Origin of the sequence: Geomonas diazotrophica, assembly GCF_018919385.1 — a bacterium.
Taxonomy (GTDB): domain Bacteria; phylum Desulfobacterota; class Desulfuromonadia; order Geobacterales; family Geobacteraceae; genus Geomonas; species Geomonas diazotrophica.
This window is the reverse complement of record NZ_JAHLMF010000003.1, coordinates 52,211-68,297: the sequence shown is the minus strand read 5'-3', so window position 1 is coordinate 68,297 and position 16,087 is coordinate 52,211. Positions and strand designations below refer to the sequence as shown.

13 protein-coding genes are annotated in these 16,087 nt (G+C 63.0%); 10 read left to right on the top strand and 3 right to left on the bottom strand.

Going from position 1 to position 16,087, the window contains the following annotated elements; genetic code table 11:
• Positions 1–2: 2 nt before the first annotated feature.
• The gene (locus KOM00_RS03885; RefSeq protein WP_216497525.1) at positions 3–290 is read right to left on the bottom strand and encodes a hypothetical protein; all 288 of its coding nucleotides are present in this window, start codon (positions 288–290) and stop codon (positions 3–5) included.
• A gap of 519 nt (positions 291–809) precedes the next feature.
• On the opposite strand from KOM00_RS03885, the gene KOM00_RS03880 reads away from it, so the two are divergent.
• Positions 810–1,043, top strand: a complete 234-nt coding sequence (locus KOM00_RS03880; protein ID WP_216497524.1) for a hypothetical protein — start codon at positions 810–812, stop codon at positions 1,041–1,043.
• A 114-nt stretch (positions 1,044–1,157) separates the two neighbouring features.
• On the top strand, positions 1,158–1,487 hold the full coding sequence (locus KOM00_RS03875) for a hypothetical protein (protein ID WP_216497523.1): 330 nt from the start codon (positions 1,158–1,160) through the stop codon (positions 1,485–1,487).
• On the opposite strand, the gene KOM00_RS03870 is transcribed toward KOM00_RS03875, so the two are convergent.
• Both KOM00_RS03870 and KOM00_RS03865 read right to left on the bottom strand, forming a co-directional pair.
• Positions 1,488–2,750: a glycerate kinase type-2 family protein gene (locus tag KOM00_RS03870; protein ID WP_216497522.1), complete on the bottom strand. Its 1,263-nt coding sequence runs from the start codon at positions 2,748–2,750 to the stop codon at positions 1,488–1,490.
• A gap of 140 nt (positions 2,751–2,890) precedes the next feature.
• Positions 2,891–3,289, bottom strand: coding sequence for a hypothetical protein (locus KOM00_RS03865; RefSeq protein WP_216497521.1), 399 nt, complete (start codon positions 3,287–3,289; stop codon positions 2,891–2,893).
• Between the two features lie 275 nt (positions 3,290–3,564).
• On the opposite strand from KOM00_RS03865, the gene KOM00_RS03860 reads away from it, so the two are divergent.
• The 8 genes from KOM00_RS03860 to KOM00_RS03825 all read left to right on the top strand — a co-directional run bounded on the left by KOM00_RS03860 (position 3,565) and on the right by KOM00_RS03825 (position 15,864).
• On the top strand, positions 3,565–5,187 hold the full coding sequence (locus KOM00_RS03860) for a methyl-accepting chemotaxis protein (RefSeq protein ID WP_216497520.1): 1,623 nt from the start codon (positions 3,565–3,567) through the stop codon (positions 5,185–5,187).
• 218 nt (positions 5,188–5,405) lie between these two features.
• Complete coding sequence (locus KOM00_RS03855; RefSeq protein WP_216497519.1) at positions 5,406–6,170, top strand: substrate-binding domain-containing protein; 765 nt, start codon at positions 5,406–5,408, stop codon at positions 6,168–6,170.
• Positions 6,171–6,238: 68 nt separating this feature from the next.
• Complete coding sequence (locus KOM00_RS03850) at positions 6,239–6,997, top strand: substrate-binding domain-containing protein (RefSeq protein ID WP_216497518.1); 759 nt, start codon at positions 6,239–6,241, stop codon at positions 6,995–6,997.
• A gap of 43 nt (positions 6,998–7,040) precedes the next feature.
• Positions 7,041–9,491, top strand: a complete 2,451-nt coding sequence (locus tag KOM00_RS03845) for a methyl-accepting chemotaxis protein (RefSeq protein WP_216497517.1) — start codon at positions 7,041–7,043, stop codon at positions 9,489–9,491.
• Between the two features lie 75 nt (positions 9,492–9,566).
• Entirely contained in the window at positions 9,567–10,241 is a 675-nt protein-coding gene (locus KOM00_RS03840; RefSeq protein ID WP_216497516.1) for a heavy metal response regulator transcription factor, read from the top strand.
• Entirely contained in the window at positions 10,219–11,658 is a 1,440-nt protein-coding gene (locus tag KOM00_RS03835) for a heavy metal sensor histidine kinase (protein WP_216497515.1), read from the top strand. The genes KOM00_RS03840 and KOM00_RS03835 overlap by 23 nt, the downstream gene beginning before the upstream one ends.
• Positions 11,645–13,855 carry a hybrid sensor histidine kinase/response regulator gene (locus KOM00_RS03830; RefSeq protein ID WP_236026737.1) on the top strand — a complete coding sequence of 737 codons (2,211 nt, stop codon included), beginning with the start codon at positions 11,645–11,647 and terminating at the stop codon, positions 13,853–13,855. The genes KOM00_RS03835 and KOM00_RS03830 overlap by 14 nt, the downstream gene beginning before the upstream one ends.
• A 107-nt stretch (positions 13,856–13,962) precedes the next feature.
• The gene (locus KOM00_RS03825) at positions 13,963–15,864 is read left to right on the top strand and encodes an LTA synthase family protein (protein ID WP_216497514.1); all 1,902 of its coding nucleotides are present in this window, start codon (positions 13,963–13,965) and stop codon (positions 15,862–15,864) included.
• Positions 15,865–16,087: the final 223 nt, after the last annotated feature.

The following is a 16,087-nucleotide window of genomic DNA, read 5'->3' as shown; positions in this document are numbered from 1 at the left end:
CCCTACTTTTTCTTTTCCTTCTTCTCCGGCTTCGCGGCGCCGTCCTTAGCCTCGATGCTGGCGGCCTTCATCGTGTACATGATGGTGACCTTGCTCCCCACCTTGACATCCCCGGTGACCTTGGTGTCCTTGTCCTTGGCGATCTGCCACTTCTCGCTCCCCTTCTGAACTACGATCATGTCATCCTTCACTTCGAGTACCGGGCCGGTCACCTGGTAGCTCTTGGGACCGGCATAGACGGTGGTGGCGGCAAGCAAAGTGATTCCTGTCAAAGCTGCGATAAGTTTCATTCTTTTTCCTCCTTGAGTGTTGTTGGTGTGGAACGCTAAATTGATAGCAGCTTAACGGTGCAAGTCAAACCGCGGCACGGGATTGCTCCGAAAGCCGATCAACACAGTCATCAGCACGCGAATAGCAGCGCCTTTCGCAATGCCGACACCGGCGACCAGCTCGAAAATCGTTTTCCAGTTTACACTCAGAGCCACCTTTTACAATCGTCTCTCGGGTGTTGATCGTGACGTTCAATGTGACGGCATAGATTCGGATGAGAGTGCCAACATGCCTGTAGCAGCGACAAAAAGAAACGGGGCACCGCTCATGCAGTGCCCCGTCAAACTTTTTGACAGGGCGGCTCGATACCTCATTTGAGGTAACGGATGAAGCAAATAAGGTATGCTTCGCCATACCGGAGGGTGAATGAAAATTTAACTTCAAAAGATATCAGGTAGTTATCTAGCATTACAAAACCTGGCACGGCTGATGCTATAGAAAGGCCAGAAGTTCAAAATCACCCTTTAGGAGATTCTCAAATGAAAAAGATCGTGTCCTCCGTAGTTGCTGCTCTCGTTGCTGTTGCTTTCGCTGGTGTTGTTTTCGCTGCTGACGCTGCTCCGGCTCCGGCCGCTCCGGCTGCTGAAGTGAAGAAAGAAGAAAAAGCTCCGGTTAAGAAAGCTGCTAAGAAGAAAAAAGCAAAGAAAGCTGCTAAGAAAGCAGAGAAGAAAGAAGCTGCTCCGGCCGCTGAAGCTGCTCCGGCTGCAAAGTAATTCAGTTTTCACCTGTAGTAGAAAAGCCGCCCGTGGTCAACATCGGGCGGCTTTTTTAGTATCAAGCCGTAGCAGCGATTCGCCCCCCGCGTCGGGGCAACTCAGGGGTGTCTCATGCGGAAGTTCCTCAGCGCCGGGTGCGGGTGGGTTACGACGGGATATTTACTGGTCGTGGTGTTGGGTTATGTCGACTACCTGACCGGTGACTATTCCTTGCTGCTTTTTTACCTCGCCCCGGTATCCCTGGTGTCCTGGCGGGGAGGGCGGCGCGGAGCACTCCTTGTTTCACTGCTCGCCGGCCTGGCGCGCTACGTTTCCGACTACTACAGCCATTCCGCGCTGACCTTCAAGCCCTGGCAGTCCCTGGAAGACACGGCACTCATCGTGGCGGTCGCCTTCCTGGTCCTCGTGATGAAGAAACTGATGACGGAGAGCCTGGCCTGATCACCCGGCAATGAATATTGCCCTGAAATCGTTCACGTTGGTGAGCGTGGGGCCGGTCACCAGCGTTTCACCCAACGCCTCGAAAAAGCCGTGCGCGTCGTTGTCGTCCAGGCTTAGCCTCGGGTTGATCCCCGCCTCCCAGGCCCGCTGCAACAGATCCGGGCTCACGAAGCCCCCCGCTATCTCTTCCTGGCCGTCAACCCCGTCGGTATCCCCCGCCACCGCAAAGATCCCCTTTTCACCATCCAGGGCCAGCGCGAGCGCCAACAGGAATTCCACATTGGGTCCACCGCGTCCGCTACCGCGCACCGTTACCGTGGTCTCCCCTCCCGACAGCAGGACGCAGGGGGCGCCGAAAGGGTGCCGACGCCGTGCCACCTGCAGGGCTATCGCCGCGAGCGTCTTACCCACCTCTCTTGATTCCCCTTCGATCCGGTCGCTCAGTATGTGGGCGGCAATCCCCTGCCGGCGCGCGACCTGCGCCGCGGCTTCCAGTGCCGCCTGCGGCGTGGCGACCAGGCGGAACTGCGCGTCCCTCAGGCGCGGGTCGTCCGGCTTCACCGACTCCCCCCGCCCGGAGACGAGGCGCTCACGCAAGGACCCGGGCAGCGGGATGCGGTAGCGGTCCACTATGGCAAGCGCATCGGCGCAGGTGGTCGCATCCCCGACGGTCGGGCCGGAGGCGATATCGGTAGGGTTGTCGCCGGGAACATCGGAGATGGCCAGGGTAAGCACACGGGCGGGATGACAGGCCGCGGCAAGCCTCCCCCCCTTGATGGCGGAGAGGTGGCGTCGAACGCAGTTTATCTCGGAGATGGCGGCTCCACACCTCAGGAGTTCCCGGCTGAGCTCCTGCTTCTGCGCCAGGGTCACCCCCGGCAGGGGAAGCGGCAACAGCGCCGAGCCGCCGCCGGAAATCAGGCAGACGACCAGGTCGTCGCAGGTGAGTCCCCGCACCAGTTCGAGCATCCTTGCCGCCGCCGCGCCCCCGGCCTGGTCCGGGACCGGATGCGATGCGCTCATCACCTCGATGCGGCGGCAGGGGACCTCGTAGCCGTAACGCGTCACCACGAGTCCCGCCGAGATCTCTCCATCCCACGCGTCTTCGAAGGCGCGAGCCATGGCCGCCGATGCCTTCCCCGCTCCGACGACCACCAGCCTCCCTTTCGGGGGGGACGGCAGGTGGCGCGGCACGCAGTACTCGGGAAGCGCCGACCGAACGGCGGCTTCGAACATCTGCTGCAGCAGTTTACGCGGTTCCATGATTCCTCCCGGTACGGCGTCAGGTCCTCCGATAGATACAACATCGAGACGGTGCCGCGCAACGGGGAATCCGCTTCCCGACGACAAAAGGCCCGCAGGGTATCCCGCGGGCCCTTGTGCCACTATGGCGAATCCATCGGCTAATACCGCTCCCTCTTGATCCAGCCGTACTTTTCCCCCGCGTAGAAGTGCCCGTGGCATGAATACGGCCCGCTGTTGTAGATGTCCACCACCAGCACGTCGCCGCACACCGGGCACGGGGGGGTCGGCCGTTCCCTCTTCCTCGCCTCCTCCCGGAGGTCTTCGAGCTGGCTTTCCAGCATCTCGATCCGGGCGACCAGCTCTCGGTCCAGCAGGTGTTCCAGGCACCCCTGCACACCGCATTTTTCCTCTTTGTCGTCCACCAGCACCGGGTGCTGGCACTCGGTGCAGCTACAGTCGACCTGGAAATTCCCGCACAAGGGACAGCGGTTCTCCTTGATTTCCGGCAGTGCGAAGCATCCCGGAGGGTAAATGTAGCTCAGAATCGACCGGCTCATTGCAGTTCCTCCCATTCGGCGGCTGTCAAGCCAGATACCTGCGCGTCCACAAGAAACGGGAAAGGCACAACGGTTAGAATCCTGCCATAAAAAATTTGCAATGCAAAGGCCATTCAACGACCGTCTCCGCCCCCGCATGCCGGACCTTGGGGTACCGTCTCCGGGAAAATTGGGAGTAATCGAAGCCTCCCCGAACAAATGACCGATTTTGAAGTGGAAAACCAGGTCCGAAGAGAAGGGAAAAATACACCCCCCAAGATCCTCAAGGAGGAAACATGTTGGCAAGCGTCAAAGTCGGGACCAAATTGCTTTCAGCATTTCTGCTGATTGCCGTCATAAGCGCGGTGGTCGGCGGTGTAGGGATACTGAAGATCCGCCAGATTGACGACGCGGATACCCATCTCTACGAGTGGATCACGGCGCCGCTGGCAAACGTGGCCCAGATGTCCATCGACTTCCAGCGGGTCCGCATCAACCTGCGGGATTTCATGGAAGCCAAAGAGGAGAGCGAGAGGCAGGCTGCGCTGGCCATGGTGAACAAGCTGCGCAAGGAAATCGGTGAACGCTCTTCCGTCTTCGAAAAAAACCTGGACAGCGCCGAGGAACGCAAGCTCTTCGCCGAGTTCAAGGAGTCCCGCAAGGTCTATGGCGACCACATCGACCGGATGACCGGGCTGGTGCAGGCGGGCAGGGTCGACGAGGCGATGGCTCTCCTGCACGGAGAGGCCAAGAAGGCGGCGCTGCACGAGCAGGACCAGCTTAACAAGCTGATGGACGAGATGGAAAAGCAGGCAGAACTGACGTCGAAGGAAAACACGAGGATCGCCAACAGCGCGACGCTGGTGATGGCCGGCCTGGTTGTCGCTGGCATGGTGATCGCCATAGTCTGCGGTGTCGTGATAACCAGGATGATCACCAAGCCTCTCCAGGCCGCCGTTGCCGCGGCCAGCGCCATCGGCGCCGGCGACCTCACGGCGCGTATCGAGTCGACCTCGCGCGACGAGACGGGGCAGCTCATGGCCGCGCTGCAGGCGATGGCGGAGAACCTGCGCTGCACCATCGGCAAGGTCGCCGACACCTCCGCCCAGGTTGCCTCCGCTTCCAACCAGTTGCATTCGACGTCGGAGCAGATCGCCACCGGCGCCGAGGAGGTCGCGGCCCAGGCCGGCACCGTGGCCACGGCCGGGGAGCAGATGTCGGCCACCTCCTCGGACATAGCGCGCAACTGCCAGATGGCGGCCGAGGGGGCGAAACGCGCCGCCCAAACCGCACAAAACGGTGCGGAGGTGGTCCAAGGGACCGTGACGGTGATGGGACAGATCGCCGCGAAGGTGCAGGAAAGTTCCAGGACCGTCGAGAGTCTCGGCCAGCGCAGCGACCAGATCGGAGCCATCATCGGCACCATCGAGGACATAGCGGACCAGACCAACCTCCTGGCCCTGAATGCTGCCATCGAGGCGGCGCGGGCCGGGGAGCAGGGACGGGGGTTCGCCGTCGTCGCCGACGAGGTGCGCGCCCTGGCAGAACGGACCACCAGGGCGACCAGGGAGATCGGCGAGATGATCAAGGCGATCCAGAGCGAGACGAGGGGTGCCGTGGTCGCCATGGAAGAAGGGGTACACCAGGTCGAGACCGGCACGGCCGAAGCGGCCAAGTCGGGAAGCGCGCTGCAGGAGATCCTGGAGCAGATCAACGACGTGGCGATGCAGATCCACCAGGTGGCCACCGCCGCCGAAGAGCAGACGGCCACCACCAGCGAGATCTCCAGCAACATCGTGCAGATAACCCAGGTCGTGCAGCAGACCTCGCAGGGGGCGCAGGAGTCGGCGAGTGCCGCCGCCCAGTTGCACACCAACTCGGAAGAACTGCAGCAGCTGGTGCAGCAGTTCCGGCTTTGACCATCCAAACAGGAGCCGGGTGCGTTCCCGGCTCCTCCCCCCCCGTTAAACCACGACCACTCTGTAACAGCAGGAACATTTCTCTGTCACACCCCTTCCCCCGATCTCCGTCTTTTTAATTTTCAAGTTTTCGTTAGTGAGTGTCGAATAGGAGCTAGCGACTGTGAGTGACCGTCGTGGTCTCTCGGTCCCCTAATCAACAAGCAGGAGGAATAGCTATGAGAGTAATACGTGTTGCAGCAGCGCTTCTCGTGTCTTTGCTTGCAGTTCTCACCACCCAGGCGAGCGCCGACGAGCTGAAGATCGGAGCGGGGGGCGCGCCCACCGAGAACATCCTGAAGCCGATCCGTTCCGCGTTCGAGATGGCGACCGGCCTGAAGCTCTACATCGTCGCCTCCGGGCCGAAGAACGCCTTCGTGGACCTGCAGAAGGGGGATCTGGACGCAGCCGCGGCGGGGCTTAGCTACCAGGACTGGCTGGCACTGATGAAGAAGGAAGGGGCCGAGGTCGGCCAGCCCGGCGCCTTCACCCCGGTCGTGATCGGCAAGGACAAGGTCAAGGTGCTGGTGCACAAGGAGAACAAGGTGAACCAGCTGAGCGCCGAGCAGTTGAAGGGGATCTTCTCCGGAGAAATCTCCTCGTGGAAGGAGGTCGGCGGAGAGGACGTGCCGATCCTGGTGGTGGTCGGCAAGCTGACTCCCGGCACCAACAGCATGTTCTTCAAGAAGTTTTTGGGCGACAAGCCCGTCGCCAAGGACGTGATCGACGCCACCACGGCCGAGGACGTCAAGCTGAACGTCGCCTCGAACCCCTCCGCCATCGGGTTCGGTCCGCTCTCGCTGGTCGACGACTCGGTCAAGGCGGTCCAGGCGCCGGAGCTTGCGCGCGATATCACCCTGATCACCAAGGGGAAGCCCTCCGCCAAGGTGCAGAAACTACTCGACTTCATAAGCGGCGACGGCAAAAAGTACATCAAACAGTAACGGCGGCGATTGCGTCGACGCGTGACTTCTCGTAACAGAGATCCATCAAACCAGGAGGGGACGTAGTTATGAAAAGAGGGATGTTTTGTCTGGCACTCGTTGCATCGATGGTCTTCGGAGGCACCGCCTTGGGTGAAGAGATCAAGGCGGGGGGGGGCGGCGCCCCCATCGACGGCTATCTGAAACCGGTGCAGGAGGCTTTCGAGAAGAGCACCGGCATCACCTTGCACCTCAACTTCAGCAGCGCCACCCTCGCGTTCAAGCAGCTGATCGCGGGAGAACTGGACCTCTCAACCGCCGGCCTCGCCTACCCCGACCTGGTGAAGACCGCCAGGAAGGAGAACGTCGAGGTGGCGGACCCGTCCGCCTACGTCGCCACCGAGATCGGCGCCAGCAAGATCTACACGGTCGCCCACAAGGACAACCCGGTCCCCGCACTCACCATGGACCAGTTGAAGGGGATCTTCACCGGCAAGATCACCAACTGGAAAGAGGTGGGGGGCAACGACGCCCCCATCCTGATCGTCCTCTCCGCGATCAACCCGGCGACCAACGCCGCGTTCAAGAAGCTCGCCATGGGGGACGCACCCTTCGCCACCGACGTGGTCGAGGCGGGGCGTTTCGAGGACGTGCGCGAAAAGGTGGCCGCCAACCCGGAGGCCATCGCCTTCGGCCCGGTGACCATGCTGGACACCACCATCAAGACAGTTAAGACGCCGGACGTGGCGCGCCCGGTGATCGTGATCACCAAGGGGGCTCCCTCGGCCAAGGTGCAAAAGCTGATCTCCTTCATAAAGGGAGAGGGGCAAGGCTACATAAAGCAGTAACCCGACTACCGTTTCCCCAGCGCCTACAGACCGGAGCAAACGCATGACTATCAAGACCAAGCTGACCCTGAACGTTATCACCGTGATCCTGATCGTCGCCGGAGTCGCCGTCGCCAGCATCGTAGGCCTGCGCTTTGTCGACAGCAAGCTCCAGGACCTCACCCAGCGCAGCACCCCTTTCCAGATGAGGACGGTCGAGTTCCAACGCCAGATCCAGGAGGCGACGGCGGACCTGATCAAGGCGAGCGTCTCCCGAAACCGCGGCGAATTCGAGGCGGCCAAGACCGAGTCCGACAAATCGCTGGCCGTGGTGGAGACCGGCCAGGGGGCGTTGCAGGCGCTCTCCGGCGACGTGAAGCTGGAGGCGCATCAGGCCCTGACCGGCATAGCCGGCGAGATCTTCACGGTCACCCGGGGTAAGCTAAAGGCCGAGGAGGACGCGGCGGCGGCCAACAAGGCCATCACCGAGCGGATCCGGGAAGCGACCGCGCGCCTCAAGGAGCTCGATGCCAAGATAAAGGGTCTGCAGTCGGCCAGCTCCAGCTCCTACAGCAGATCCGTGACCGAGACCAAGGGGGTCTCGGACCGGGTGCGCAACGTGGAGGCGCTCAAGCTGACCCTCAAGGACTTCCACCTGGGGCTCATGGAGGTGAGCAAGGCCCAGAGCAAGAAGGGGGTGCTGATCTCGCAGGCCAAGTGCAACTCCGCCATGAACAAGGCGCTGCAAAACGAGGTGGCCAGAAGCTCCGGCAGCATCTCCGGGGACCTAAAATACCTGAACTCCAAGATCGCCCCCTTCGGCAAGGCTCAGGGTGCAGCGCTGGAACCGGGCGTCACCGACACCTCGGCGCGGGACCAGCTCTTCTCCGAGATCACCCAGAAGATGAACGCGGTGAACCTGGTCCTGGAACAGGAGGCCGCGATGGCCTCCGACACCCTCTCCTCGGAAAGCCGCAAGCAGTCGTCCTACTTCGGCAACTCGACCATCGCCACCGGGGTGATGGCCAGCAACTCAGAGCTCCTTTCCCTGGGGCTCAAGGTGGACGGGCTCGCCTCGCGTCTGTTCACCGCGGGAACCAGCAAGGATGTCGACGCCATCGAGGCCGAGCTGAACGGCATCTTCGTGCACATAGCACAGGTGGACGGCCAGCTCATAAAGGCACTCTCAAAGCTCAACGCCAGGGGGGAGATGGCACTGCTGCGCCAGGCCGAGGGGGCACTCTCCACCATCAAGGGGCTCCTCTTCGTAAAGGACGGCGTGCTCTCCAAGATCCGCAACCGGCTCGACATGGAGGCCAAGGCGGCAACCGCCATGGGCAAGCTGCGCGAGATCGTCAAGCAGCAGGCGGAGAGCGGGCAGAAAACGGTGAGCGTCGCCCAGGTGGACCAGGAAAAGGCGATCACGACCGTGAACAAGATGGTGCGCTTCTCCACGCTGCTCATCGCCGCCATCAGCCTCGGTGCCGTCATCTTCGGCATCATCTTCGGCATCTGGGTCTACCGCTCCATCTCCCGACCGCTGGCCCAGCTATTGGGGGTGTCGCAGGCGGTGGCCAAGGGGGACCTGGGGATCCGCATCGACAGCAACAACGCCGACGAGGTGGGCAAGGTCCAGGCGGCCATGGCGGAGATGGTGGACAACTTAAGGGGGATGGTGGGCAAGATCAAGGACGCCACCCAGAGCCTCGCCAGCAGTTCCGAAGAGCTCTCCGCCACGGCGGTGGCCCTGGAGAGTGGGGCCGAGGAGCAGACGGCGCGCATCGACCAGTCAGCGACCGCCATGACCGAGATGACCCAGACCACCATTGAGGTGGCCAGAAACTCCAGCGACACCTCGGATGCGGCCACCCACATGAAGGGGATCGCCGAGCGTGGCAAACAGGCGATGCAGGAAACGGCACAGGAGCTGGACCGTTTCGCAGAGTCGGTGCAGCAGGCGGCCCAGAAGGTCGAGTCGCTGGGGAAACAGTCGGAGGAGATAAGCGACGTCGTCACCCTGATCAACGACATCGCCAACCAGACCAACCTGCTGGCCCTGAACGCGGCGATCGAGGCGGCGCGCGCCGGCGAGCAGGGACGCGGCTTCGCCGTGGTCGCCGACAACGTGCGGGAGCTGGCCGAACGGACCAGCACCGCGACCCAGGAGATCTCCCAGACCGTCAAGACCATGCAGAACAGCGTCAGGTCCTCGGTCGATTACATGCACGAGGAAAGGGAGTCGGTGCAAAAGGTCCAGGGACAGGTGCAGCAGACCCTGGGGGCCATCGGCGAGATCGTGAGCTACGTGGAGCAGGTGGCGGACATGGTGCAGCGGATCGCCGTGGCCGCCGAGGAACAGTCTTCCACCAGCAGCGAGGTCTCCCAGAACATGGAGGGGGTGCACGAGATCGCCAAGGAGCTGAGAAGCTCCTTCACCGACATCCGGCACTCCTCGGGCAGCCTCTCGCAGCTTGCCACAGAACTGAACGGCATGGTGGGGTGGTTCAGGGTGTAGGCGCTCTTTTTTATTAAGTTATCGCGCCCGATGATATATACTTCTCCCGGTATTTGACGAGGAGTAGGGAACCGAATGCGCATCCTGATCATCGAAGACGAGCAAAAGGCCGCCAACTACCTGAAGAAGGGGCTCACCGAGAACGGCTTCAGCGCCGACATCGCCAACGACGGCGAGGACGGCCTGCACCTGGCCATGACCGAGCAGTACGACCTGGTCATCCTCGACGTGATGCTCCCCGTCAAGGGGGGGTGGGCCATCATCCAGGAGCTGAGAGCGGCCGGAAAGGATGTCCCCGTGATCTTCCTCTCCGCCCGCGACGCGGTGCACGACCGGGTGCACGGCCTGGAGCTTGGGGCCGACGACTACCTGGTGAAACCCTACGCCTTCTCGGAGCTTTTGGCCCGGATCAGGATCATCCTGCGCCGGCACCCCCTGCAGCAGACCGAACTGCTCAGGCTGGCGGACCTCGAACTCGACCTGGTCCGGCACAAGGCAAGGCGCGGCGGCCAGTCTCTCGACCTCACCGTGAAGGAATTCCAGCTCCTCGCGCTGATGCTGAGGCGGCGGGGGGAGGTACTATCCCGCACCACCATCTCCGAGCAGGTGTGGGGCATCAACTTCGACAGCGACACCAACGTGGTGGACGTCGCCATCAGGAGGTTGAGAAAGAAGGTGGACGACCCGTTTCCCTTGAAACTCATCCAGACCATCAGGGGGGTCGGCTATGTCATCGACGAAGTGGCCTGACCGACCCCGCTCCAGTTCGATCACCGCCCGCCTGGTGGGTTTCTACCTGGTCGCTACCCTGCTTATCCTCCTTTGCACCAACTGGTTCCAATTCAAGGCCCTCCACAAAGACCTCGACTACGAGGACAACGATTTCCTGGTGGAGCGGATCGGGACGCTGCGGGACATCATCGCCCGCCATCCGGACGCGCTCAGGGACCAGATCCCCGCTAACAAGCCGGGGCAGCCGAACCGGCACCTGGTGCGGGTCCAGGATGCCGAGGGACGCACGCTCATGCAGTCTCCGGCGATGGCGGGGCTTGCGGTTGAGCTTTTCCCGCCGGCGGTGACCAGCGCCGAGAAGGTCGGCCGCGGCCGCAAGTACCGCGCTCCGGACAAGAGGCACTACCTGCTCAACGCCGCCTGGGGCGGACGACGCGACAACCCTCACTACCGGCTGATCCAGGTCGCGCTGGACATCACCGACGAGGACGCGCTGATGTCCAAGTACCTGATCCGGACCGCGGCATCGGTGGCGACGGGGCTGCTCCTGGCGGCGGTTTTGGGGGTGACCATCACGCGCCGGGGATTGAGGCCCCTGCAGGAGATGGCGGAAAAGGTGGCGCAGATCACCGAGGCCGACCTGCACCAGCGCATCGGGACGGCGAACTGGCCGCGCGAACTGGACCAGCTCACCGTGGCGCTGGACGCCATGCTGGGGAGGCTGGAGGAATCCTTCGCCCGGCTCTCGGAGTTCTCGGCCAACCTGGCCCACGAGCTGCGCACCCCGATCAACAACCTGCGGGGGGAGGCCGAGGTGGCGCTCTCCCGGGCGCGCTCGGAGGAGGAGTACCGCCACATCATCGAGTCGGCCATCGAGGAGTACGAGCGGCTCTCGCGCATGGTGGGGGACATCCTGTTCCTGGCGCGGCCGGACCGGGGGCACCAGCCGGTCCTGATCGACGCGCGGATGGAGGTGGAACGGCTGGCGGAGTACTACGGCAACCTCGCCGACGAGCAGCATACCGCGATCGTGATCGAAGGGGACGGGGGGGTGAGCGTCGACCCGAACCTGTTCCAGCGCGCGGTGGGGAACATCATCTCCAACGCCCTGCACTACGGCTCCGGTTTCGGCGAGATCAGGGTGAAGCTGCGGCCGACTGACGACGGCGGCCTGGAAATCGCCGTCGAGGACGACGGCATGGGGATGGACCCGGCGGAACTGCCACGGGTGTTCGACCGGTTCTACCGCTCGCCGCAGGCCCGCCAGATCTACAACCAGGGGAGCGGACTGGGGCTCGCCATCGTGCGCTCCATCATGAACCTTCACGGCGGCACCGCCTCGGTGGCCAGCCGTCCCGGCGCGGGAACCGTGGTCACCCTGCGCTTTCCGCCCCCCCCTCGGGGAGAGACAGGAGCGACCGTTGCAGAAACATGACCAGCAATCTTCGGGTACCGCGTCTTCCGGCCGCCGCCCCCCGATCCAGAACCAGACCGTGCGCATCGTCGGGATCTACGCCCTCTTCGGGCTGGCCTGGATCTACGGTTCCGACCACATCATCGACCTGCTCGTCGACGACAAGGGGACGCTCCTTAAGATCGCCGTCACCAAGGGGTTCGTCTTCATCCTCTGCACCGCAACCCTCCTCTATTTCCTGATCAACCGCTTCCTCCGCCAGCTGGCGACCGCGGATCGCGGGCGCCTGGAGAGCCTGGAGCGCCTGAGCCAGAAGAACGCGCAGCTGCGCCTGTTCTTCGAGGCGGCGCCCGCCTCACTGGCGATGTTCGACCGCGACATGCGCTACCTCGAGGTGAGCCGCCGCTGGCTCTCCATGTACGGCCTTGGGGAGCGCGACATCCTGGGGCTGTCGCACTACGAGGTCTTCCCCGAGATCCCCGAGTCCTGGAAGGAGTTCCACCGCCGCGGGCTTGCCGGCGAGACCCTCCGGGAGGAGGCGGACGAATTCCGGCGCGCCGACGGATCGCTGCAGTACGTCAGGTGGGAGATCCGCCCCTGGTATGAAGCGACCGGCGAGGTCGGCGGCATCGTGATCTTCACCGAGGACATCACCGAAAGAAAACGCTTCGAGACGGCGCTTCAGGCCAACGAGCGCTTCCTGCGCCTGTTGACCGACCACCTGCCGGGCCTGGTGGGGTACTGGAATGCGGACCTGACCTGCGGCTTCGCCAACAGCCCCTACCGCGAGTGGTTCGGCAGGAATTCTGACGAGATCATCGGCACCACCATGCGCGAACTCCTGGGAGAAGAGCTTTTCGCCCAGAACCAACCGCACGTTAGCGCCGTCCTTGCGGGAGAGCCGCAGCATTTCCAAAGGACGCTGGTGAAACGCGACGGCGAGGTCGCCTACGTCTGGTCCCATTACATACCCGACCTGGTGGACGGCTCCGCCCGCGGATTCTACGTACTGGTATCCGACGTCACCGAGCTGAAACGGGCCGAGACGGAAAGGCAGCGGCTGGAGCACCAGTTGCAGCAGGCCCAGAAGATGGAGTCGGTGGGGAGGCTCGCCGGAGGGGTGGCGCACGACTTCAACAACCTGCTCACGGTCATCATGGGGCTGGCCCAGCTGGGGATCCGGGAGCTGGGGCCGGACCACCCGACGCTGGTGAGGCTGGAGGGGATCCGGCAGGCCGCGGAAAAGTCGGCGGCTCTCACCAGCCAGTTGCTCGGGTTTGCCCGCAAGCAGACCATCGCGCCCAAGGTCTTGAACCTGAACGACGCCGTGGAAGAGATGCTGAAGATGCTCAAGCGCCTGGTGGGAGAGGACATCGACCTCGCATGGAGCCCGGGCAAGGAACTCTGGAAGGTGCGCATGGACCCCTCGCAGCTGGACCAGGTCCTGGCCAACCTCTGCGTCAACGCGCGCGATGCCATCGCCGACATCGGCAAGATCACCATCGAGACCGGCAACGTCGCCTTCGACGCCGGTTACTGCAACGCGCACTTCGACTTCGTCCCCGGCGAGTACGTCCTGCTGGCGGTGAGCGACGACGGCTGCGGTATGGACCAGGAGACCCTGGCGCAGATCTTCGAACCTTTCTTCTCCACCAAGGAGGTGGGACGGGGCACGGGGCTGGGGCTCGCCACGGTGTACGGCATCGTCAAGCAGAACAACGGCTTCATCAACACCTACAGCGAGCCGGGGGAAGGGACCACCTTCAAGATTTACCTGCCGCGGCACAGCGAGGAGGGGGCGCGAACCGTGCCGGAAGCCGTTCCGGCCCCGGCCCACGGCGGCAGCGAGACCATCCTGCTGGTCGAGGACGAGCCGAGCATCCTGAACGTCGCCGTATCGCTCCTGGCCCTGCAGGGTTACCAGGTGCTGCCGGCATCCAAACCGGCAGACGCCCTGGAAGTCGCGCGGCAGTACCGCGACCGGATCGACCTGGTGGTCACGGACGTGGTGATGCCGGAGATGAACGGCAGGGACCTGGTGCGCAGGCTGCTCCCCTTCTGTCCCAACGTCAAGAGTCTCTACATGTCGGGCTACACCGCCAACGTGATCGCCCATCACGGCGTACTGGACCAGGGGGTGAACTTCATCTCCAAGCCCTTCACGATGAACGACCTCGCCGCGAAGGTACGTGCCGTCCTCGACGCGAAAGCCGAATAACCCGCCCAGTTACATGACAGAAATGTCATCTCCCTGCAATGCATCGGCAAGGAGCGTTACCGTACTATAGGCCTATTTTGCCGTAAGAACATTCAAGAGGTTTCTCTATGCCGAAACACCGACTGGGGCTGGTCGCCTTCGTCTCCCTCACCTTCCTCGCAGTTTCCACTGCCATCCGCATCATGCTGGCGGCCGCCACCCCGAAAGGGGCCGGCCTCAAGCTCTCGCTGCTGCTCAAGTCGGCAGCTGCAGGTTTCTACTTCGACCTGGCGACGCTCGCCTATGCGATCGTGCCGCTGGCGCTCTACCTGATCCTGGTCCCGCGCCGGGCGGCGACGCACCGCCGGCACATGTGGCTGGTGCGCCTTTTCTTCGGCCTGTTCGTGGGTGTGCTCATCTTCGACGTCTGCGCCGAGTACATCTTCTTCGACGAGTTCGGCACCCGCTTCAACTTCATCGCCATCGATTACCTGGTCTACACCCAGGAGGTGGTCGGCAACATCCGGGAGTCCTACCCGCTGTCGGCGATCTTCTCCGGCATCGGCGCCGTGGCGGCGGCGGTCTGCTGGGTCCTCAGAAAGCCGCTTGCCCGCGGGGCGGAAGTGACCTTCAACGGCGCCTACCACCGCACCGGGTTCCTGCTCCTGCTCCCCGCCGTCCTCTCCTACGGCGTGGTCAACATCTCCCAGTCGACCATCTCCACGAACAACTACGCCAACGAGATCGCGGGCAACGGGGTCTACAACCTGTTTGCCGCCTTCATCAACAACGAGCTCCCCTTCACCAGGTTCTACCGCACGCTCCCGCAGAACCAGGTGAACGCACGGCTGAGGACCCTGGTCGCTGAGCGCAACAACAGCTTCGTCGATCCCAAGTCCGAGCGCTTCACCCGCACCATCCGCGCCGAGGGGCCGGAGAAGCGCCTGAACCTGGTGGTGGTGATCGAGGAGAGCCTGTCGGCCGATTACCTGGGGACTTTCGGCAACGACAAGGGGCTCACCCCGAACCTTGACCGCCTGGCCTCCCAGTCGCTTCTGTTCACGAACCTCTACGCCAACGGCACCCGCACCGTGCGCGGCCTTGAGGCGCTCACCCTCTCCGTCCCCCCCCTGCCGGGCACCTCGATCGTGAAACGTCCCAATAACGGCGGCTTCCGCTCCTGGGGCGAGATCATGAACGCCAAGGGGTACCAGTCGAAGTACATCTACGCCGGGCACGGCTACTTCGACAACATGAACGCCTTCTTCTCGGGTAACGGCTACTCCATCGTGGACCGCACCGACTTCGCCAAGGACGAGATCACCTTCGCCAACGTCTGGGGGGTGTGCGACGAGGACCTGTTCCGCAAGGTCATCAAGGAGGGGAGCAAGTCGTACGAGACGGGCAAGCCCTTCTTCTCCATGGTGATGACCACCTCCAACCACCGTCCCTTCACCTATCCGGCGGGGAGGATCGACATCCCGGCCAAGAAGGGGCGCAACGGCGGGGTGAAATACGCCGACTACGCCATCGGCAGGCTGATCGCGGAGGCGAGCAGCAAGCCCTGGTTCAAGGACACCATCTTCGTCATCGTCGCCGACCACTGCGCCGGCAGCGCCGGCAAGACCGACATCCCCATCAAGAAGTACGAGATCCCGCTGCTCATCTACTCCCCGGCACACATCAAGCCGGCCCGGGTGGAGAAGCTGATGAGCCAGATCGACGTCGCCCCCACCGTGCTCGGCCTGATGAACATGAGCTACCAGAGCGACTTCCTGGGACGCGACATCTTCAAGGAGTCCGGCCAGCCGGGACGCGCGTTCATCTCGACCTACCAGAAGCTTGGGTACCTGACCGAGAACGAGCTCCTGGTCCTGGGGCCGCGCCAGTATGCGGCGCAGTACAAGGTGGACCGCAAAACCGGCGACGCCAAGGCCGAGCCGGTGAGCAACGGCATGCTGGCCGACATGCTCGCCTACTACCAGGGTGCGGACTACCTGTACCAGCACAGGCTGAACCGGATCCGCTAGGACCTGGACGGGAAAAGCGGCGCCCAGCCGCCACCACGACAAACGGGATGCAGCCTGATGACCAGGGGCCGCATCCCGTTTTCTTTTGGAATGAGCAACTCATGTTCCGAGCGAAAGGAGGGGATCGACACCTCCTCCGGCAGAAAGAGATCCGGCTTTCCGCACTCCCTCTCACACCCCTCCCCTACGGAGAGGTTTTTACTATGTACTCCGCCATGTTGCA